Genomic DNA, 18,242 nt, shown 5'->3' with positions numbered 1-18,242 from the left:
GGGATAGAGCTTCGGCCGCGTCCACCAGGAGAAGAAATCCGGGCGCGGGGACATCTCGACATGGTCGTAGCCGAGTTCGGCGACCTTGCGGATGGTGTCCTCCAGCGACAGGTGCCGGATCATGTGCGGGTCGAGCGTGTGTTTCATGGTCAGACCTATGGACTTTGTCTCGTTGCGGCCCGCCCTGGCGGCGGACCGGCCTTGTTCCGGTTGGGGTGCCGCGCTCAGGCGACCGGCTGCGGCGGGTGGCCCTCATGGGTTTCCATGTAGCCTTCGAGCTCGGTATCGAGGCTGGCCAGGGCCTCGCCGCCGGCCATCAGGTCGGTGATCTCCTCGCGGGTCTTCTCGCCGCGCATGAAGTTCGCCGCCACCGCGCCGCGGATCAGCACCGCGAAATGGTCGCCCACCGCCATCGCATGGGTCACCTGGTGGGTGATGAAGATCACTGCCAGGCCGCGCTTGCGCGCCTCCAGGATGATGCGCAGCACGTGGCTCGACTGCTTGACGCCGAGCGCGGCAGTCGGTTCGTCGAGGATCAGCACGCGGGCGCCGAAATGGACCGCGCGGGCGATCGCCAGCGACTGCCGCTCGCCGCCCGAGAGGCCGCCGATCAGCCGGTCGCCGTCGTCGATCCGGGTGATGCCGAATTCCTGCACGGCCTTCACGGCAGTCTCGTTGGCGGTCTTGCGGTCGAAGATCTTGAAGGGCCCGATCTTCTTGACCGGCTCGACGCCGACGAAGAAGCTGCGCCCGATCGACATCAGCGGGAAGGTGCCGCCGAACTGGTGGACCGTGGCGATGCCGCGGTCGGCGGCGTCCTTGGGCTTCTCGAAGGAGACCTGCTCGCCATCCATCCAGATCTCGCCGGTGGTGGGCTTGTGCACGCCCGCCAGGGTCTTGATCAGGGTGGACTTGCCGGCGCCGTTGTCCCCGAGCAGGCACAGCACCTCGCCCGCCTTCACCGTCAGGTTGATGTCATGGAGCACGTCGATCGGTCCGAAGGACTTGTTGACGTTCCGCAGTTCAAGAACAGGTTGGGTCATGTCGGTGTCCTCAGGCAGGTTTCTTGCGCGACGCGGTCAGCGCGAAGGCGCGGAACCGGTTGTTCACGAGCACGGCGGCCAGGAGCATCACGCCGATGATCAGGCTGGACCAGTTGCGGTCGAGCTGGGTGAAGTAGATCCCCTGGTTGACCACGGCGAAGGTGAGCGTGCCGAAGAAGATCCCCCAGACGGAGCCGAAGCCGCCGGTCAGGAGCACGCCCCCCACCACCACCGAGACCACGGCGTTGAAGATGTAGTTCATGCCGCCCGAGACCTGGGCCGAGTTGAAGAGGATCGCGCCGCACATGCCCACGAAGCTCGCGGCCACCGCGGAGAGCACGAAGAGGAAGATCGTCATCCGGTCGGTCGGGATGCCGGCGTTGCGCGCCGAGACCTTGTCCCCGCCCATCGCGAAGATCCAGTTGCCGTAGCGGGTATGGTGCATGATCACCACGAAGACCACGGTCATCGCCAGCCACCACAGTATGATGATCTGGTAGGAGCCGCCGATCAGCTGGCCGAAGATCGCCTTGGTCCAGACCGGGGCGGTCAGCGCGACCGAGGCATTGCCCGTCAGCAGCACCGAGGCCGAGAGCACGATCCCCTGCATGGCGACGAGCGTGCCGAGGGTGATGATCAGCGAGGGCACCGAGGTGCGCACCGTCAGGATGCCGTTGACCAGCCCGACGACGACGCCCAGCCCCAGCGCGCCGGCCATGCCGACGAGGATCGGCAGCTCGTAGTAGCCCGAGAGGATCGCCACGGTCATGGAGCCCGCCGGGATCATCGCCCCGATCGAGATGTCGAGCTCGCCGGCGATCATCAGCATGCCCATCGGGATGGCGACGATGCCCAGGTTGGCGGCCAGGTTCACCCAGCTCGCGGCGCCGAGGAAGTTGCCGATATTGGCCCCGCCGAAGATCACGAAGAAGGCGATGACGGCAATCAGGCTGAGGACGGACCCGGCCTCGGGGCGGCGCATGAAGTCGGAAAGAGCGGTCATGGTCTCAGCCCTTCTTCTTGGTGTAGGACAGCGCCAGCTGCCGGAAGGTGTCGTTCATGATCACGGCCAGCAGGAGCAGCGCGCCGATGATGACCGAGCCCAGGTTCGGGTCGAAGCTGGTGAAGTAGATGCCCTGGTTGACGACCGCGAAGGTGATCGTGCCGAAGACCACGCCGACGATCGAGCCGAAGCCCCCGGTCAGCAGCACGCCGCCGATGACGGTGCACATGATCGAGTTGAAGATGAAGGACTGCCCGCCCGCGACCTGCGCGCTCTGGTAGACCATCGCCTGGCTGACGCCGACGAAGGCGGCGCAGAAGCCCGACATCATGAAGAGCTGGATGGTCAGCCGCTCGGTCGGGATGCCGGCGTTGCGCGCCGAGACCCGGTCGCCGCCGAGCGCGTAGATCCAGTTGCCGAAGGGCGAGACATGCAGCACGTAGGCGAAGACCGCGGCGATCAGGATCCACCAGAAGATGGTCACCTGGAACATGCCGCCGATGAACTGGCCCAGCAGGAATTTGGAGGTCTCCGAGGGCACGATGCCCGTCGAGGTGGAACCGGTCAGCAGCACCGAGAAGCCCAGCGTCAGCCCCATCACGGCGAACATCATGCCGATGGAGACGATCAGCGAGGGCACCTCGGTGCGGGTTACGAGAAAGCCGTTGGCCGCGCCGACCGCCATCCCGACGCCGAGCGCGGCGAGGATGCCGACGCTCTCGGGCAGGCCGTAATGGCCGGAGATGACGGCCACTGTCAGGGAGGCCGCGGGGATCACCGCGCCGACCGAGAGGTCGAGCTCGCCCGCGATCATCAAGAGCCCGACCGGCAGCGCGACGATGCCGATCTCGGCAGCGACGTTCAGCCAGCTGGCGAAGCCCGCCGGCGACAGGAAGACCTGTCCCGCGAAGACCGCGAAGAAGGCGAAGACCGCGACCATGCCCAGGAAGGACCCGGCCTCGGGGCGCCGCGCGAGCTGGCCCAGGGCGCTGCCCGCGCGGCGCCCTCCCGGCCCGGCGGCGAGTGTCTGGCTGGCTGATGCCATGATGAACTCCCTCTCTTGGCGGGGCCGCGGCGCTTGCGCGCGCAGCTCTCCCGCCGGGCCGGAGGCCATGCCCCCTGCCCGTTCCCGTCGGTGCCGCCCGGACCCGGTCCGGGCAGCGTGATTTTCAAGTCGGGGGGATGCCGCTCAGCGGGCACCCTGCTTGACGCCTTCCAGCGTCGCGTCGACATTCCCGGCATCGACGATGCCCGGCCCCGTCAGGATCTCGCGGGTCGGGATCGACAGGCCGAAATTGACATGGGCGTTGAGGATCGAGACGGCCATGTAGCCCTGCATGTAGCCCTGCTGGTCGATGGCGAACATCTGCTTGCCGTCCTTGATATTGGCCAGGATGGTCTCGTCCATGTTCAGCCCGCCGACCTGCACGCGGCCGATCTTGCCGGCCTGCATCACGCCGTTGATCGAGGCATTCGCGTCGACATTGCCGATCGTGTAGATGCCGCCGACATCGGGGTTCTTCAGCAGGTAGGCCTTGACCGCCTGGGCGACCGCGGTGGCGTTGCCGAAGGAGGTGGCCGGCAGCGGCAGGGTCTCGCCCTCGCCGCCCGCGCCTGCGATGCCGTCATTCATGCCCGCGCAGTTGTCCTCGATATTGGAGGCGCCCGGCAGGGTGTTGATGCAGACGAGCTTCATGATGCCGTGCTCGGCAAAGTACTCGCCCGCGGCCTTGCCGTTCTCGTAGTCGTCCGAGCCGATGTAGTTCATCGCGCCCAGACGGTCCGCCGCCTCGAGGCCGCCCGCATTGTAGATGATCAGCGGAATGCCCGCCTCGGTCACGGCCTGGAAGGCCGGATCCATCGCCTCGGGCACCCAGTCCGGGCCGACGATGGCGTCGGCGCCCTGGCTGATCGCCTGGCGGATGAGCTCGGCTGCATCGACGCCCAGGTTGTCGTAGTTCTGCGGCCCGAGCCAGGTCACCGACCCGCCCTGCGCCTCGGCCACCTGGCCTGCATCCTCGGCGCCGCGCTTGACGATCGACCAGAAGGGATCGTCCGGCTTGCCGCCGACCACGAAGATGTTGGCCGCGGCCACGGCGCCGGCGGCGCAGGCTGCAATGGCGGCACAGGACACAGTGGCCGCGAAACGGCTGAAACTTCTCATGATGTCTTCCTCCCTTGTCCCGCCTCCCGAGCAGGACACTTGCAGGAGCTTTTCTACAGAAGGCTTGAAACTTACGGAACGTCTAATAAGATCTTTTGGCATGATTGTGCCATAACGTGTCATTCAGTTTGAAACATCGCGAGTCGAGGGAGGAGCGGATGGAACGTCCGACGATTGCGGATCTGGCCGAGGCGGCAGGGGTATCGGTCTCCACCGTGAACCGGATCCTGTCCGGCCGCGGCTCGGTCAAGGCGACGACGATCCAGCGGGTGCAGGGCGCGGCCGAGCAGATCGGCTTCTACGGGCTCGGCACGATCGAGGACCGGATGCGCAAGGAGACCCCGCACTACCGGCTGGGCTTCCTGCTGCAGCAGTCGAGCCGCGACCTCTACCAGCATTTCGGCCGCAAGATCGTCGCCGCCTGCCGCGACCGCCGCGACGAGGTGGTCGACCCGCTGGTGGATTTCGTCGACCTGCTGACCCCCGACAACATCGCCGCGCGGCTGACCGCGCTCGGCAAGGAATGCGACGCCGTGGCGATGATCGCCGCCGACCATCCGGTGATCGGCCAGGCGATCCGCGCGCTGCGCGAGCAGGGCAAGCCCGTCGTCACCTACATCACCGACCAGTCGAGCCCCGAGAAGGCAGCCTTCGTCGGCACCGACAACTGGAAGCTCGGCCGCACCGCCGCCTTCCTGATCTCCTCGATGGCACCGGGCCCGGGACGGATCGCCGTCTTCATCGGCAATCACCGCTATCTGTGCCAGGACATCGCCGAGGCGAGCTTCCGCTCCTACATGCGCGAGAACGCCCCGCAGCTCCTGCTGGAGGACAGCCGCCCCACCCATGAGGAAGCGGCCCAGGCCCATGCCATGGTTTCGGAGCTGCTGGAGCGCAGCGACGACGTGACCGGCATCCTGATCCTCGGCGGCGGCATCTCGGGCGTGCTGCGCGCGCTGCGCGAGGCCCCCGAGGAGAAGCGCCGCCGCATCCGGCTGATCTGCCGCGACATCGGCCCGGCGACGCGCAAGGGCCTGACCGAGGGGCTGATCACCGCCGCGCTCTGCCATCCGATGGAGGCGACCTCGGAGCTCCTGGTGCGCACCATGATCGACGTGCTGCGCCAGGACGGGCCGCAGGCGACGCTGCAGCGGACGATCCCCTTCGAGATCGTCACGCCGGAGAATATCTGAGGCTCAGGCCGCCAGGGCCAGATAGCCGGTCAGGGTCGCCACCGACAGCACAGTGGTCGCCAGGATGACCCGGCCGGTCATCAGCGCGTCGCGGCCGTAGAACTCGGCCAGCATGAAGGGCCCGGTCCCGGTGGGCAGCGCGGCAAGCAGCACCGCCGCCTGCGCCACGCTGCCCGGCAGCTGCAGCACCGGCACCGCGACGATCCAGGTCGCCAGCGGCTGCACGGCAAGCTTCAGCGACACGAGCGCGGCGAGGTTCGCGCGCTCGCCCCCGGCGGCCGGGCGGCGCGGCGTCTCCGCCAGGAAGCAGCCCAGCGTCACCAGTGCGCAGGGCGCCGCGGCGCTGCCCAGCAGCGTCAGGAAACGGTCGGCCTGCTCGGGCAGGTGGTGCCCCGAGGCCATCACCGCCGCCCCGGCGGCCGGCGCGATCAGGAGCGGGTTGCGCGCCAGCCCGCCCAGCGTCTTCAGCGCGATCTCGCGGCCGCGGCGGCCGCTCTGCAGGCTGAACTCCACCAGAAGGATCGCCACCGCGAAAAGTACCGCCACCGTCACGATCGTCGCCACCAGCGTCAGCCCCAGCCCGGTCTCGCCCAGCACCGCCAGGATCAGCGGGAAGCCGAGGAAGCCGGTATTGGCATAGCTCGCATTCAGCCCGTCGAGCGCCGCATCGGCCAGCGGCCGCCCCTGGCGCATGCTCAGCCACAGCGTCAGCCCGAAGGCCAGCGCACAGCCCGCCGTGAAGGCGGCGATGAAGCCCGGATGCCAGACCTCGCGCGGCTCCGCCCGCGCCATGATGCCGAACAGCAGCGCCGGCAGGGCCAGGTAGACGACGAAGCGGTTCAGCTCGCGCGTGGCGCCCGGCCCCAGCGCCCCGCCGCGGCGGGCCAGCCAGCCGGCGAAGATCAGCGCGAAGATCGGAAGGACGATGGAAAGGGGGGAGAGCATGGCACGGCCTCGGAACACTCGGACGCTTTCCCCCTAGCGCGCGCCGGGCGGGCTTGCCAACGCAAACTTCCCGTGTTCAGCCGCCGCGCGCGCGGCGCACCGCCCCTGCGGACAGGCCGTAGAGCGCGCCCAGCCGCGCATCGGTCGTCATGTCGCGCGCCGGACCCGCCGCAGCGCGCCCGTCGCGGCCGATGGCCAGGATCCGGTCCGCCAGCCGCACGGCGAAAGCCGGATCATGGCTGGAGAAGACCAGCCCGTAGCCCCGGGCCGCCAGCCCGGAGAGCAGTTCGGCCAGCCGCTCGCGATTGCCGAAATCAAGCGCAGAGGCCGGCTCGTCGAGGATCAGCGCGGGCGCGTCCTGCGCCAGCGCCCGGGCGATCATGGCAAGCTGCCGCTCCCCGCCCGACAGCCGCGTCACCGGGTGGCGGGCCAGGGACGCGATGCCGAGCTCCTCCAGGGCCGCCGCGGCCCGCGCGGCATCGCGGCGGCCGGGCGCGGCGAAGGGGCCGAGCCGCGCGCTGCGCCCGGCCAGCACGTAATCGGCGACCGTGTAGGGAAAGGGCACGTCCATCGCCTGCGGCACATAGGCCAGGTGCCGGGCGATCCGCGCGCGGGAAAGCCCGCCGAGCGGCTGGCCGCCGAGATGCACCGCGCCGCCATGGGGCGCCAGCAGGCCCAGCAGCGTGCGGAAAAGCGTCGTCTTGCCCGCGCCGTTCGGCCCCAGCACCGCAAGGATGCCGCCGGGCGCAAGCGCGAAGCCGATGCCCTCTGCCACCGGCCTGCGCCCCGCCCCGACCGAAAGCGCCTCGGCGCGGATCAGCTCCATCCTCGCCCCCGCCGGGCCAGAAGGACCAGGAAGACCGGCGCGCCGATCGCCGCGGTCAGCACGCCCAGCGGCAGCTCGGTCGCCGCCAGCGAGCGCGCCGCGGTGTCGATCGCCACCATCAGCGCCGCGCCCAGAAGCAGCGCCACCGGCAGCACCCGGTCGAAGCGCGACCCGGCCAGCAGCCGCGCCATATGCGGCACCATCAGCCCGATCCAGCCGATGGTGCCCGCCGCCGCCACTGCCGCCGCCGTAATGAGCGTCGCCGAGGCGATCACCATCCAGCGCAGCCGCCCGGTCTCGATCCCCAGCGCGCGGGCCTCGTCCTCGCCCATCGCTAGAAGCCCGGTCCGCCAGCGCAGCAGCACCAGCGGCACCAGCCCCGCCAGCATCGGCGGCAGCGCCAGCAGGACATCGCCCGGGCGGATCCCCGCGAGGCTGCCCAGAAGCCAGAAGGTCATCGCCGGCAGCTGGTCGTCGGGATCGGCCAGCGCCTTCATCAGCGCGATCCCCGCCCCCGCGAGCGCGCCGATCGCCATGCCGCAGAGCACCAGGGTCAGCGTCTCGCCGCGCCCGCCCATCGCCGCCGCCACCGCCATCACCAGCGCCACGGTGGCGAGGCCGAAACCGAAGCTCAGCCCCTGGATGGCGAGGACCGGCAGGCCGAGGAAGATGCCCAGCACCGCGCCGAGCCCGGCCCCCGCCGAGACGCCGAGGATGTCGGGCGAGACCAGCGGATTGCGGAAGGTCACCTGGTAGGCCGCCCCCGCCGTGGCCAGCGCCGCCCCGGCCAGCGCGGCCGCCGCCACCCGCGGCAGGCGGATGCCGAACAGCACCGCCGCCTCCGCGCCCGGGGTCTCCTGTCCCGCGATCCGGGCGGCGGCGAGCTCCAGGATCCGGCCCGGGGAGAGCGCGAAGGGCCCGGTCAGAACGGCCGCGACCAGCGCTGCGGCCAGGAGGAGCCCGGCCCAGAGGACCGGCGGCACGGCGCGGCGCTCACCCGCCGAGAAGCGCGTCGAGAGCGGCATCATCCGGCGTCACCTGGTAGAAGAGCGTGTAGAAGTCGCGGATCTCCTCGCGGAGCGCGCCGGGCGCGCTGCCGCCATGGAGCATCGCGGCCAGCCAGCGCAGCCCGATCAGCCGGTTGACCGAGGGCGGGCTGTCGATGAAGCCGAAGGGCGCGGCCGGGGCGAGATAGACGCGGCCCTCTGCCACGGCCGGGACCGCCGCCCAGGCCGGATCCGCGGCCACCCCGGCGGCGAATCCCTTGTCGATGGTGACGATCGCCCCGGGCGCCCAGGCCAGCACGTTCTCTGGCGAGATCGCCGCCAGCCCGTCATTCTCCGCCTCGACCACGTTGCGCCCGCCTGCCCGCGCGATGATCTCTGCATTGATCGAGTTCGGCCCGGCCGTCTCCAGCCCCTCGGGGCCGCGCGCCAGATAGACCCCGGGCCGGTCCGCGGCAGGCAGCTCCGCGAGCTGCGCATCGACGGCAGCGAAGGTCTCTTCGGCATAGCGCGCCAGCCGCTCGCCGCGCTCGGGCACGCCGAGCAGCGCGCCGAGCTCGCGCAGGGCCCGCGGGGTGTTGGCGAAACTTCCGTCGATCAGCACATAGGGCACGCCGGTCTGGGCCTCGATCCGCTCCGCGAGGCTCAGATAGGTGTCGTTGACCGTGCCGAAATCGACGATCAGATCCGGCCCGGCGGAAAGCAGCACCTCCAGGTTCAGCGTGTCGCCCCGCCCGGTCAGCCGCCCCAGCGCCGGCAGGCCGCGGGTCGCGGGCAGCAGATAGGGCAGATCGGCGGGCTTCGGCGCCCGGGTCCAGCCCAGCATCGCCTCGGGCTTCAGGACGTAGAGCAGCACCGCGGCGGGCGGCCCGGCGGCGAAGACCCGCGCCGGGCTGTCGGGCACGGTGACGCTGCGGCCGGTGGCATCGGTGATCTCGCGCGCAGCGGCGGCCGCGGCAAGCGCCGCCCAGAGGAGGATCGCGGCGGCGGCCAGGCGGCGGGGCATCGGCAGACGGGTCATTTCAGGCTCCCATGGACCGGCTTGATGTCGAGCAGCGGCGTGCCGTCGGTGCAGTCGAGCCCGCGCACCAGCAGGTCGGCGCCGTCGAGCCCGAGGAACGCGACCTCGGAGGAGGCGATCGGGTTGGGCCGCATCGGCGAGCGCAGCGCGAAGGTGCCGCGCGTGGTCCCGTCATCCTTCGGCGACTGGCGGCGCAGGTCGCGGCGGCCGAGATGCATCCAGTAGAGCAGCTGCACCGGGCCGGGCCGGAGCCCGTCGAGCGCCTCGGCCCAGAGCGGGTCGAGCTCGATCCGGCAGAGGGGGCCCGCCGCGGCATCGCCGCGCCGCGGACAGGCGCACGGGTCGCTCCAGGGCGTGCGCAGCCGCCCGATGAACCAGATCCCGGCATCGCTTTGCGGCGGCACCGGCCCGGCGGTCTCGCCTGCGCGCATCCGGTTCCAGGGCGCCGCCGCGCGGCCGCCCTCCTGTCCCTCTGCCCCGTCCATACGTGCCGTTCTCCGCTGCTGCCGCCCGGTCCGGGGCGATTCGATATATTCGTACGGAAATATCCCATCCGCTGCGCCGCGGCTCAAGCCCTTGCCGCGGCGGCCGCGTGCAACCGGTGATAGATCTTGCGCGCGCCGCCGCCGCTTTGGCATAAGCCAGAGCATGAGCGACCCTTTTCCCGACACCGCCGAGAGCCCCAGCCTGCGCATCCGGATCGTCTTCGGCGACGCCGCGATGATCGGCCCCGGCAAGGCCGACCTGCTGGAGCATATCCGCGAGACCGGCTCGATTTCCGCTGCGGGGCGCGCGATGTCGATGAGCTACAAGCGCGCCTGGATGCTGGTGGAGACCATGAACAAGGCCTTCAAGGAGCCGCTGGTCGAATCCGCGCGCGGCGGCGCGAAGGGCGGCGGCGCCAGCCTGACCGAGACCGGCGCGGCGGTCCTGGCGCATTACCGCAAGCTCGAGGAGATCATGGCCGAGGCAGGCGCCGCGCGGATCAGCGCGATCCAGTCCATGCTGCGGGATATTCCCGGGGAAAAATAACGCTTGATCAGCAGGGGAGGGCTTGCGATATGTCCGAAGAAACATATCAAACCCAGGATTGCGCCGTGCCCGTTTCCGTCCGTTTCCGCTCTGCCGCCCTTGCCGCCGTCGCCGTGCTCTTGGCCCCCGCCCTGGCGGCGGCCGACCAGATCACCGTCTTTGCCGCGGCCAGCATGACCAACGCGATGGCCGAGATCGAGGACAAGTTCGAGGCGGAGACCGGGCACGAGCTGTCGGTCTCGCTGGCGGGATCATCGGCGCTGGCGCGCCAGATCCAGCAGGGCGCCCCGGCGGATGTCTTCATCTCGGCCAATCCCGGCTGGATGGACACGCTGGAGAAGGACGGGCTGCTCGCGCCGGACACGCGCTTCGACCTGCTCGAGAATTCCATCGTGCTGATCGCCCATGGCAGCGGCGCGGCACCGGTGGCGATCGGCCCGGACATGGATCTGGCCGCGCTGCTCGATGGCGGGCGGCTGGCCATGGCGCTGGTCGATTCCGTGCCGGCGGGCATCTACGGCAAGGCCTCTCTGGAAAGCCTCGGGCTCTGGGAAGGGGTTGCGGCCAGCGTCGCGCAGGCGGACAATGTCCGCGCTGCGCTGGCGCTGGTGGCGACCGGCGAAGCCCCCTACGGCATCGTCTACGCCACCGACGCGGTGGCCGAGGACGGCGTCACCGTGACCGGCACCTTCCCGGCAGGCAGCCATCCGCCCATCGTCTACCCGGCCGCGCAAATCGCCGCCAGCGACAGCCCCGCAGCAGCGGAGTTCCTCGACTATCTCCGCGGCCCCGAAGCCCGCGCCGCCTTCGAGCGCCAGGGCTTCGTCGTCACCGGCGGCTGAGGCGGCCGCATGGGCTGGCTCGGACCGGAGGAATGGCAGGCGGTCGCGCTGTCGCTGCAGGTCTCGCTCTGGGCGACGCTGGCCAGCCTTCCGCTGGGCATCCTGACCGCCTACCTGCTCGCCCGGAAGGACTTCCCGGGCAAGCAGATCCTCAACGGGCTGGTGCATCTGCCGCTGATCCTGCCGCCGGTCGTGACCGGCTACCTGCTGCTCCTGACCATGGGCACGAAAGGCCCGGTCGGCAGCCTGCTCGCCGAGATCGGCATCGTATTCGCCTTCCGCTGGACCGGCGCGGCACTGGCGGCGGGGGTCATGGCCTTTCCGCTGATGGTCCGCGCGATCCGGCTGTCGATCGAGGCGGTCGACCCCAAGCTGGAGGAGGCCAGCGCGACGCTTGGCGCGCCGCCGCCCTGGGTCTTCCTGACCGTGACGCTGCCGATGGCGCTGCCGGGCATCATCGCGGGCGCGATCCTGGCCTTCGCCAAGGCGATGGGCGAATTCGGCGCCACGATCACCTTCGTGTCGAACATCCCCGGCCAGACCCGCACCATCCCCTCGGCGATCTACGCCTTCCTGCAGGTGCCCGGCGGCGAGGGCTCGGCGATGAAGCTGGTCCTCGTCTCCGTCGCGGTGGCGATGGGCGCGCTCCTCCTGTCGGAATACGCCGCGCGGCGCGTGGCCGCCCGGGTCGGAGGCAGGTGATGCTGGAGATCGCGATCCGCCACAACTTTCCCGGCTTCGCCCTCGACGCGCAATTCTCGGCGCCGCCGGGGGTGACGGTGCTGTTCGGCCGCTCGGGCTCCGGCAAGACGACGATCGTCAATGCCGTCGCCGGGCTCCTGATGCCGGACGAAGGGCGGATCGCCTCGGATGGCTGGGTGCTGCTCGACACCGCCGCGGGGCTGCGGCTGCGCCCGCACCGGCGGCGGCTGGGCTACATCTTCCAGGAGGGACGGCTGTTTCCGCATCTGACCGTCCGGCAGAACCTGAATTACGGCGGCTGGTTCGCGCCGAAGGACGCGCCCCGCGGCGAATTCGGCCGGATCGTGGAGCTCTTGGGTATCGGTCCCCTGCTCGAGCGCCGCCCCGGCGCGCTCTCGGGCGGCGAGAAGCAGCGGGTGGCGATCGGCCGGGCGCTGCTTTCCGCGCCGCGGCTGATCCTGGCCGACGAGCCGCTCGCCGCGCTCGACGAGGCCCGCAAGGCCGAGATCCTGCCCTATTTCGAACGGCTGCGCGACGAGGTGAACATCCCCATCCTCTTCGTCAGCCATTCCGCCTCGGAGGTGGCGCGGCTGGCGACGACGGTCGTCGCGCTCGATGCCGGGCGGGTGGTGGCGCAGGGCCCGGCGGCCGAGGTGCTGGGCGATCCGGCGGTGCTGCCGACCGGCGCACGGGAGGCGGGGGCGGTGATCTCTGCGGTGATCGCGCGGCACCACGAGGACGGGCTGACCGAGATCGACGCCAGCGGGCTGCCGCTTTTCCTGCCGCGGGTGGGCCAGGCGCCGGGCAGCCGTCTGCGCATCCGCATCGCCGCCCACGACGTGATCCTGTCGCGTGCCCGGCCCGAGGGGCTCTCGGCGCTGAACATCCTGCCCGGCACGGTGCGCGAGCTGCGCCCAGGCGACGGGCCCGGCACCATCGTCGCGCTGGAAACCCGGGCGGGGCGACTGCTGGCGCGGATCACCCGCCGCTCGGCCGCGGCGCTGGAACTGGCGCCGGGGACGGAGGTGCACGCGATCCTGAAGACCGTCTCGGTCGCGCCCTCGGATATCGGCGGCGGCGGCCCGCAGGGCTGAGCGGAACACTGCCCGTTGACTGCGCGCCGCTGCCGGGTATGGATCGGCGGGGGCGGCAAAGGGAGATCCGGGTGCCAGACACGCTCGCGCGGTTCCTCCGCGACCTCGATGCAGAGATCCGCGACCGGCAGGACTGGGGCCAGGTCGCCGACTACATCCCCGAACTTGCCCGCATCGACCCGGCGCAATTCGGCATCGCCGTCGCCCTGCCCGGCAACCGCATCGTCACCGCGGGCCAGGCGGAGAAGCGGTTCTCGATCCAGTCGGTCTCCAAGGTGTTCTCGCTGGCCTGCGTGCTCGGCCGCATCGGCGAGCAGATCTGGACCCGGGTCGGGCGCGAGCCCTCGGGGCGGCGCTTCGACTCGATCCTGTCGCTGGAGGAGGATGGCGGGCGGCCGCGCAATCCCTTCATCAATGCCGGCGCGCTTGTCACCACCGACGAGCTGGTCACCGGGCGCGCGCCGAAGGAGGCGCTAGCCGAGATCCTCGCCTTCCTGCGCATCGCCGCCGAGGACGAGGAGATCCATATCGACCGCGCCGTGGCCCGCTCGGAGACGGAGACCGGATACCGCAATGTCGCGCTGGCGAACTACCTGAAATCCTTCGGCAACCTGCGCAACGCCCCGGAGATCACCCTGGGCACCTATTTCCACCAATGCGCGATCGAGATGAGCTGCGTCCAGCTTGCCCGCGCCGGGCGGGTGATCGCCGGGCTCAGCTGCGCGCCGCAGATGCTGACGCCGCTGAAGGCACGGCGGATCAACGCGCTGATGATGATGTGCGGCCATTACGACGGCTCGGGCGATTTCGCCTTCCGCGTGGGACTGCCGGCGAAATCGGGGGTGGGCGGCGGCATCCTGCTGGTGGCGCCCGGGCGCGCCTCTGTGGCGATCTGGTCGCCCGGGCTCAATGGCTACGGCAATTCCCAGATGGGCAGCTATGCCGCCGAACGGCTGGCGCGGGAGACCGGCTGGTCGGTCTTCGGCTGAGCCCCCGCGCCGCGCCGCCTCAGGCGTGGAACACGAAGGAGCGCATCGAGACCGAGCCCAGGTCGATCGCGTCGGTCATGAAGCTCAGCGTGTCGCGGCCGTCGGAGGCCCCGGCCACGGTCAGCGCCGGCAGGTAGTGGTCGACCGAGGGATGCGCCATCTGCAGGAGGCTCCCCAGCCCCTCGCGGTCGGCCAGCGACGCGAAGTCCCGCGCCTCCAGCCGCTCGGCGAAGAGCTGGTCGAATTCCAGCGCGAAATCCTGCGGACGGCCGCCGGGTCGCATGGCGCGCAGGTTGTGCACGACATTGCCGGAGCCCAGGATCAGCACGCCGCGGTCGCGCAGCTCGGAGAGCAGGCGGCCGATCTCCAGCTGGTGGGCCAGCCCGCGGCCCATGTCGACCGAGACCTGGAAGACCGGCAGATCGGCCTCCGGATAGAGGAATTTCAGCACGCTCCAGGCGCCATGGTCGAGCCCCCAGGTGTCGTCCTCCGCCGCATGATGGCTGGCCAGGAGCGACACGACCTGGCGCGCCAGCGCGGGATCGCCCTTGGCCGGGTATTGCTGGGCATAGAGCGCCTCGGGGAAGCCGTAGAAGTCGTGGATGGTCTTCGGCATGGCCGAGACATCGACCAGCGTCGTGCCGCGGGTCATCCAGTGGGCCGAGACGACCAGGATCGCCGCGGGCCGTGGCAGCGCGCGGCCGAGTTCGGTCCAGGCGCGGCTATAGGCGGTGTCCTCGATCGCGTTCATCGGGCTGCCATGGCCCAGGAAGACAAGCGGCATCCGCTCGGAGGGGGCAAGGCGGTCGCGCAGCGCGGCAAGGCTGGTTTCGGTCATCATGGTCTCTCTCCCGTGTCAGGGGCGCCGCCCGGCGGGGGGCGGCGCGCAGATGTCAGGCGGCCTGCCAGCGCGGCGCGATGTCCAGCCCCAGGCCCAGCATGTAGCCGAACTGGATGTTGAGGAAGCCCATCGCCTCCAGGTAGCGGGCGTTCTTCAGCGGACCGGCATCGACCGGCTCGAGCCCGAGGCTCTCCGCCAGCGCCTTGACCGTTGCGCGGGCGCCCTCGTCATCGGCGGCGACGAAGGTCTGGATCGGCGCACCGCCGATCTTCAGCCCCGATGCGTAATGCTGGGCGAAGATGGTGTTGAAGGCCTTGGCGACGGTGGCGCCCGGCATCAGCTTGGCGATCTCCTCGGCGGCAGAGCTGTCGCCGCTGACCGCCAGGCCGGAGAAGTCCGCGCTCACCGGGTTCGACAGGTCGATGACCAGCTTGCCGGAGAAATCCGCGGCGCGGGCGATCTCGGCGGCGGCGCCATAGGGGGTGGCGAGGATCACGGCCTCTGCCGCTGCGACGGCGGCGCCCAGATCGGCATCGCGGCCGAAGGCCTCTGCCGCGTGCCCGGCCGCTTTCAGCGCCTGCTCCAGCCCCGAACCGATATTGCCCTTGCCGATAACTGCGATTTTCATGGGTCTCGTCCTTGTCCTGCCGCGACTGCCGCGGCGTGTCTGGACCCGGATCTACGCCCCGCGGCGCGTCCATGAAATGAAGATTTTGGCGAATAATTGTCTTCGTATCGTTCGCAATTAACCGGCCGGGCTAGTCCTGCGGCAGAAGCCGCGCCACCATCGCCGCGGCGGCATCGATCTGCGCCTCGATCTCGTCCCAGGGGGGCGTCTCGCCCATCATGGCGCGCAGCACCGGATCGGTGACGATCATGTCGTGGAAGAACAGGGCCAGCCGCCCGCTCTCGGCGCCGGGCCCGAGGAAGCGGGAGATGATCGCCTGGCTCTGGCGCGGGCCGGTCTCCAGCCAGCGCGCCATCAGCCCGGGGAAAAGGTCGGAACTGGCCAGGATCATCCGCTGGAAGGCGATATGGCGCGGCTCGAGCAGCTGGCGCAGCAGCGTGCGGCCGAGGATCTCGAGCCCCGCCGCGCGGCCGGTGCGGCCGAGATCGAGCTGCACCAGCGGCGAGAGGAATTCGGCGCTGAGCACCTCGACCACCTCGATGAAGAGCCCCTCCTTGCCGCCGAACTGGCGGTAGACATTGGTCTTCGACCCGCCCGCCGCGGCGACGATCTCGTCCACGGTGACGGCGGCGAAGCCCTTTGCCAGGAAGAGGTCGGCGGCCGCGGCGACCAGCGCCTGCTGGCGGGCCCGGCCGCGGGATGTCAGGCTGCGCTGTCCGGTCATGGCGCCTTTCTTGCATTGGCCTGCCCCGGGGCGGGGGCGTGGTGATGGGCGACACGGAAAGCCTTACGGTCGACATGCTGCCCGTACAAGAGCGAGCCGATCACCACTGCGACCCCGGCCGCCTGCACCGGTGTCGGCACCATGCCGCGGAAGAGCGCGTCGAGCACGAAGGCGGTGACCGGCGTCAGCAGCAGGAAGGGCGCCACCGCGGCCGGACCCGCCGCCTGGATGCCGGTGAACCACAGCACGAAGGGCACGGCGGTGATCAGGATGGCGAGGATGGCAAGGCCGAGGATGTTCGTCGCATCGAGCGCGGGCGGCACATCGCCCAGCACGGCCGCGACGGCGGCAAGCTCGATCCCGGCTAGGATCATCTGCCAGGCGGTCAGGCTGATCACCGAGGAGGGCCGCCCCCATTTGTGGATGAGCGTGCCGCCGAGCGCGACCGAGAACGCCGCGCCGAGCGCTGCCAGCACGCCGATCAGGTCGAGCGCGGCGCCGCCCTTGAGCACCACCATCGCGACGCCGACAGCGCCTGCGGCCACCGCCGCGAGCTTGCCCTTCGAGGGCACCGCGCCGAGAAGCGGCAGCGCCAGCAGCACCATGAAGAGCGGGCCGAGCGCCTGGAAGGTGGCCGCCACCCCGCCGGGCAGGCGGATCGCGGCGACGAAGAGCAGGCCGAAGAACAGGCCGTTATTCAGCGTGCCGAGCACGACCAGCCTGCCCCACCAGGCCGTCGGCGGCAGGTCGCACGCGAAGAGCAGGAGCGGCAGACCGCCCCCGAGCGCGCGCACCGCCGCAATGAACCAGGGGTTATGCGGCAGCATGGTGGTGGTGAGGATGTAGGTGAAGCCCCACAGGATCGTGGCAGCCGCAGCGGCCGCCTTGGGAGGAATGGGCATGGTGATCTCGCTTGGTTCGGACCGGAATCGGGAAGGACTGGCATGATCCGTACAGGATGTCCCGTTTTGATACTAGATAGTATCAAAGTGGCCATCTGCGATCCGCCATATCCCGGTCCGGCCAAGCACGCGCCAGGCCAGCCCCGCCGTCACCAGAGGCGCAGGCCGCCGTCCACCTGCAGGCGCGAGCCGGTGATCTGCCCCGCCTCGCGGCCGAGCAGGAAAGCGATCGCCGTGGCGACCTCCCCGGGCTCGGTCATCCGTCCGGTGGGCACTGCGGCGCGCACCGCGTCATGGGTGTCCCCGCCGATCGCCGCATGGCCGCCGCCCTGCTTGCGGGTAAAGCCCGGCACGACGCAGTTGGCGGTGGCGCCATGCGGGGCCAGCTCCAGCGCCAGCGCGTCCATCAGCGCCTCGATCGCCGCCTTGGCGGCGGAGGTGGTCGGGAAGGAATGCCCCGCCTTGCCATGGACATGCGCCACGAAGGAGGAGACCGCCACGACCCGGCCCCAGTCCGAGCCCTGCAGATCGGGCAGCGCTTCGGTGACGATGCGCACCAGCGCCCCGGGCATGATCGCGAAATCCGCCATCAGGTCGTCATAGCTGAACGCGCCGAAGGAGGATTTCCGCGCCTTGCCGGCATTGGCGACGATCTGGTCGATGCGGCCGAAATGGCTGCGGGCGGAAGCGACAAGCCGGGTGCAGGTGTCCTCGAGGGCCAGGTCGCCGGTTTCGGTTTCGGCCGCGGCGCCGAGGGCGCGGCACTCGTCCGCCACCGCCGCGAGCGCCTCGGCATTGCGGCCGGTATGCAGGAGCAGCGACACGCCGGGAGCGGCGATCTTGCGCGCGAGGGCCGCGCCAATGCCGCTGGCCGCCCCCGTGATCAGCACGCTGCGCGAAGGAGAATTGGTCATTCGGGTCTTTCGGTTTTGCCGGAGGCAGGGCCGGGGCGCCGCCCCGCAATGCAGGCAGTCAGAAGGAAGCTCGGGAATGCATCCGTCCGCTGATCGGTATACGGTATACTTTTTTCTCGGGCAAGAGGCTTCTGCGCCGATTTTCCGCCTACGACGGCCCAAACGCAAGCCCGAAACGGTCCGAATCCGCAGCCCTGCCCTTCTTACACTATCTTTTCGCGCCTGCGTGATTTTCGCAAGACCGGACAATGCCCGCGCTCCAGGCCGAGATGAATCACGCCCGCAGCGGGGTCGGGCAGGGTCGGCGAAAACGGATCATTGCATACAATCTGGACGTTCCCGGGCGCATGCCGGAGCGCAGGCGTTGCCCTCAAA

General features: G+C 70.3%; 20 protein-coding genes. 6 read left to right on the top strand and 14 right to left on the bottom strand.

From position 1 onward, the window contains the following. Positions 1-224: 224 nt before the first annotated feature. The 4 genes from FGX59_RS11510 to FGX59_RS11495 all read right to left on the bottom strand — a co-directional run bounded on the left by FGX59_RS11510 (position 225) and on the right by FGX59_RS11495 (position 4,210). Positions 225-1,043 carry an ATP-binding cassette domain-containing protein gene (locus FGX59_RS11510; protein ID WP_138466681.1) on the bottom strand — a complete coding sequence of 273 codons (819 nt, stop codon included), beginning with the start codon at positions 1,041-1,043 and terminating at the stop codon, positions 225-227. Between the two features lie 10 nt (positions 1,044-1,053). Then, on the bottom strand, positions 1,054-2,046 hold the full coding sequence (locus tag FGX59_RS11505; RefSeq protein ID WP_138466680.1) for an ABC transporter permease: 993 nt from the start codon (positions 2,044-2,046) through the stop codon (positions 1,054-1,056). A 4-nt stretch (positions 2,047-2,050) separates the two neighbouring features. Then, complete coding sequence (locus FGX59_RS11500; protein ID WP_138466679.1) at positions 2,051-3,091, bottom strand: ABC transporter permease; 1,041 nt, start codon at positions 3,089-3,091, stop codon at positions 2,051-2,053. Between the two features lie 144 nt (positions 3,092-3,235). Beyond that, on the bottom strand, positions 3,236-4,210 hold the full coding sequence (locus FGX59_RS11495) for a sugar ABC transporter substrate-binding protein (protein WP_138466678.1): 975 nt from the start codon (positions 4,208-4,210) through the stop codon (positions 3,236-3,238). A 158-nt stretch (positions 4,211-4,368) separates the two neighbouring features. Here FGX59_RS11495 and FGX59_RS11490 point away from each other — a divergent pair, with 158 nt between their 5' ends. After that, positions 4,369-5,403 (top strand): substrate-binding domain-containing protein, encoded by a 1,035-nt coding sequence (locus FGX59_RS11490; protein ID WP_138466677.1) that lies wholly within the window; start codon positions 4,369-4,371, stop codon positions 5,401-5,403. Between the two features lie 3 nt (positions 5,404-5,406). Here the strand turns inward: FGX59_RS11490 and FGX59_RS11485 are convergent, their stop codons facing one another. The 5 genes from FGX59_RS11485 to FGX59_RS11465 all read right to left on the bottom strand — a co-directional run bounded on the left by FGX59_RS11485 (position 5,407) and on the right by FGX59_RS11465 (position 9,684). Further along, complete coding sequence (locus FGX59_RS11485) at positions 5,407-6,348, bottom strand: AEC family transporter (RefSeq protein ID WP_138466676.1); 942 nt, start codon at positions 6,346-6,348, stop codon at positions 5,407-5,409. Positions 6,349-6,424: 76 nt separating this feature from the next. Next, positions 6,425-7,174, bottom strand: coding sequence for an ABC transporter ATP-binding protein (locus FGX59_RS11480; RefSeq protein ID WP_138466675.1), 750 nt, complete (start codon positions 7,172-7,174; stop codon positions 6,425-6,427). Then, entirely contained in the window at positions 7,165-8,202 is a 1,038-nt protein-coding gene (locus tag FGX59_RS11475) for a FecCD family ABC transporter permease (RefSeq protein ID WP_370295952.1), read from the bottom strand. The genes FGX59_RS11480 and FGX59_RS11475 overlap by 10 nt, the downstream gene beginning before the upstream one ends. Then, entirely contained in the window at positions 8,168-9,199 is a 1,032-nt protein-coding gene (locus tag FGX59_RS11470) for an ABC transporter substrate-binding protein (RefSeq protein ID WP_138466674.1), read from the bottom strand. The genes FGX59_RS11475 and FGX59_RS11470 overlap by 35 nt, the downstream gene beginning before the upstream one ends. Beyond that, on the bottom strand, positions 9,196-9,684 hold the full coding sequence (locus FGX59_RS11465; protein ID WP_138466673.1) for an SAM-dependent methyltransferase: 489 nt from the start codon (positions 9,682-9,684) through the stop codon (positions 9,196-9,198). Before FGX59_RS11465 ends, FGX59_RS11470 begins: the two co-directional genes overlap by 4 nt. A gap of 163 nt (positions 9,685-9,847) precedes the next feature. Between FGX59_RS11465 and FGX59_RS11460 the strand changes: the two genes are divergently transcribed. The 5 genes from FGX59_RS11460 (at position 9,848) to FGX59_RS11440 (ending at position 13,858) form a co-directional block, all read left to right on the top strand. Next, on the top strand, positions 9,848-10,231 hold the full coding sequence (locus FGX59_RS11460) for a winged helix-turn-helix domain-containing protein (RefSeq protein WP_138466672.1): 384 nt from the start codon (positions 9,848-9,850) through the stop codon (positions 10,229-10,231). A gap of 65 nt (positions 10,232-10,296) precedes the next feature. Continuing rightward, entirely contained in the window at positions 10,297-11,073 is a 777-nt protein-coding gene (gene modA / locus FGX59_RS11455) for a molybdate ABC transporter substrate-binding protein (RefSeq protein WP_240722399.1), read from the top strand. 9 nt (positions 11,074-11,082) lie between these two features. Continuing rightward, positions 11,083-11,775: a molybdate ABC transporter permease subunit gene (gene modB, locus FGX59_RS11450; RefSeq protein WP_138466670.1), complete on the top strand. Its 693-nt coding sequence runs from the start codon at positions 11,083-11,085 to the stop codon at positions 11,773-11,775. Then, positions 11,775-12,869: a molybdenum ABC transporter ATP-binding protein gene (modC, locus tag FGX59_RS11445; RefSeq protein ID WP_138466669.1), complete on the top strand. Its 1,095-nt coding sequence runs from the start codon at positions 11,775-11,777 to the stop codon at positions 12,867-12,869. Before modB ends, modC begins: the two co-directional genes overlap by 1 nt. Before the next feature lie 71 nt (positions 12,870-12,940). Next, positions 12,941-13,858, top strand: a complete 918-nt coding sequence (locus FGX59_RS11440; protein ID WP_240722397.1) for a glutaminase — start codon at positions 12,941-12,943, stop codon at positions 13,856-13,858. A gap of 19 nt (positions 13,859-13,877) precedes the next feature. On the opposite strand, the gene ygiD is transcribed toward FGX59_RS11440, so the two are convergent. The 5 genes from ygiD to FGX59_RS11415 form a co-directional block, all read right to left on the bottom strand. After that, positions 13,878-14,696, bottom strand: coding sequence for a 4,5-DOPA dioxygenase extradiol (ygiD, locus tag FGX59_RS11435; RefSeq protein WP_370295955.1), 819 nt, complete (start codon positions 14,694-14,696; stop codon positions 13,878-13,880). A gap of 55 nt (positions 14,697-14,751) precedes the next feature. Further along, complete coding sequence (locus tag FGX59_RS11430) at positions 14,752-15,327, bottom strand: NADPH-dependent F420 reductase (RefSeq protein WP_138466666.1); 576 nt, start codon at positions 15,325-15,327, stop codon at positions 14,752-14,754. A 130-nt stretch (positions 15,328-15,457) separates the two neighbouring features. Next, positions 15,458-16,051: a TetR/AcrR family transcriptional regulator gene (locus FGX59_RS11425; RefSeq protein WP_138466665.1), complete on the bottom strand. Its 594-nt coding sequence runs from the start codon at positions 16,049-16,051 to the stop codon at positions 15,458-15,460. Then, entirely contained in the window at positions 16,048-16,953 is a 906-nt protein-coding gene (locus FGX59_RS11420; RefSeq protein ID WP_138466664.1) for a DMT family transporter, read from the bottom strand. Before FGX59_RS11420 ends, FGX59_RS11425 begins: the two co-directional genes overlap by 4 nt. Before the next feature lie 149 nt (positions 16,954-17,102). Further along, on the bottom strand, positions 17,103-17,867 hold the full coding sequence (locus FGX59_RS11415) for an SDR family NAD(P)-dependent oxidoreductase (protein WP_138466663.1): 765 nt from the start codon (positions 17,865-17,867) through the stop codon (positions 17,103-17,105). Positions 17,868-18,242: the final 375 nt, after the last annotated feature.

Source organism: Poseidonocella sp. HB161398 (genome assembly GCF_005870025.1).
Lineage (GTDB): Bacteria > Pseudomonadota > Alphaproteobacteria > Rhodobacterales > Rhodobacteraceae > Mangrovicoccus.
This window is presented reverse-complemented; position numbering and strand designations above follow the sequence as displayed.

What these genes read in the sequence shown, in the direction of transcription:
- FGX59_RS11510 (WP_138466681.1), bottom strand. Translation starts at nt 1,043, where the DNA reads ATGACCCAACCTGTTCTTGAACTGCGGAACGTCAACAAGTCCTTCGGA.
- FGX59_RS11505 (WP_138466680.1), bottom strand. Translation starts at nt 2,046, where the DNA reads ATGACCGCTCTTTCCGACTTCATGCGCCGCCCCGAGGCCGGGTCCGTC.
- FGX59_RS11500 (WP_138466679.1), bottom strand. Translation starts at nt 3,091, where the DNA reads ATGGCATCAGCCAGCCAGACACTCGCCGCCGGGCCGGGAGGGCGCCGC.
- FGX59_RS11495 (WP_138466678.1), bottom strand. Translation starts at nt 4,210, where the DNA reads ATGAGAAGTTTCAGCCGTTTCGCGGCCACTGTGTCCTGTGCCGCCATT.
- FGX59_RS11490 (WP_138466677.1), top strand. Translation starts at nt 4,369, where the DNA reads ATGGAACGTCCGACGATTGCGGATCTGGCCGAGGCGGCAGGGGTATCG.
- FGX59_RS11485 (WP_138466676.1), bottom strand. Translation starts at nt 6,348, where the DNA reads ATGCTCTCCCCCCTTTCCATCGTCCTTCCGATCTTCGCGCTGATCTTC.
- FGX59_RS11480 (WP_138466675.1), bottom strand. Translation starts at nt 7,174, where the DNA reads ATGGAGCTGATCCGCGCCGAGGCGCTTTCGGTCGGGGCGGGGCGCAGG.
- FGX59_RS11475 (WP_370295952.1), bottom strand. Translation starts at nt 8,202, where the DNA reads ATGATGCCGCTCTCGACGCGCTTCTCGGCGGGTGAGCGCCGCGCCGTG.
- FGX59_RS11470 (WP_138466674.1), bottom strand. Translation starts at nt 9,199, where the DNA reads ATGACCCGTCTGCCGATGCCCCGCCGCCTGGCCGCCGCCGCGATCCTC.
- FGX59_RS11465 (WP_138466673.1), bottom strand. Translation starts at nt 9,684, where the DNA reads ATGGACGGGGCAGAGGGACAGGAGGGCGGCCGCGCGGCGGCGCCCTGG.
- FGX59_RS11460 (WP_138466672.1), top strand. Translation starts at nt 9,848, where the DNA reads ATGAGCGACCCTTTTCCCGACACCGCCGAGAGCCCCAGCCTGCGCATC.
- modB (WP_138466670.1), top strand. Translation starts at nt 11,083, where the DNA reads ATGGGCTGGCTCGGACCGGAGGAATGGCAGGCGGTCGCGCTGTCGCTG.
- modC (WP_138466669.1), top strand. Translation starts at nt 11,775, where the DNA reads ATGCTGGAGATCGCGATCCGCCACAACTTTCCCGGCTTCGCCCTCGAC.
- ygiD (WP_370295955.1), bottom strand. Translation starts at nt 14,696, where the DNA reads ATGACCGAAACCAGCCTTGCCGCGCTGCGCGACCGCCTTGCCCCCTCC.
- FGX59_RS11430 (WP_138466666.1), bottom strand. Translation starts at nt 15,327, where the DNA reads ATGAAAATCGCAGTTATCGGCAAGGGCAATATCGGTTCGGGGCTGGAG.
- FGX59_RS11425 (WP_138466665.1), bottom strand. Translation starts at nt 16,051, where the DNA reads ATGACCGGACAGCGCAGCCTGACATCCCGCGGCCGGGCCCGCCAGCAG.
- FGX59_RS11420 (WP_138466664.1), bottom strand. Translation starts at nt 16,953, where the DNA reads ATGCCCATTCCTCCCAAGGCGGCCGCTGCGGCTGCCACGATCCTGTGG.
- FGX59_RS11415 (WP_138466663.1), bottom strand. Translation starts at nt 17,867, where the DNA reads ATGACCAATTCTCCTTCGCGCAGCGTGCTGATCACGGGGGCGGCCAGC.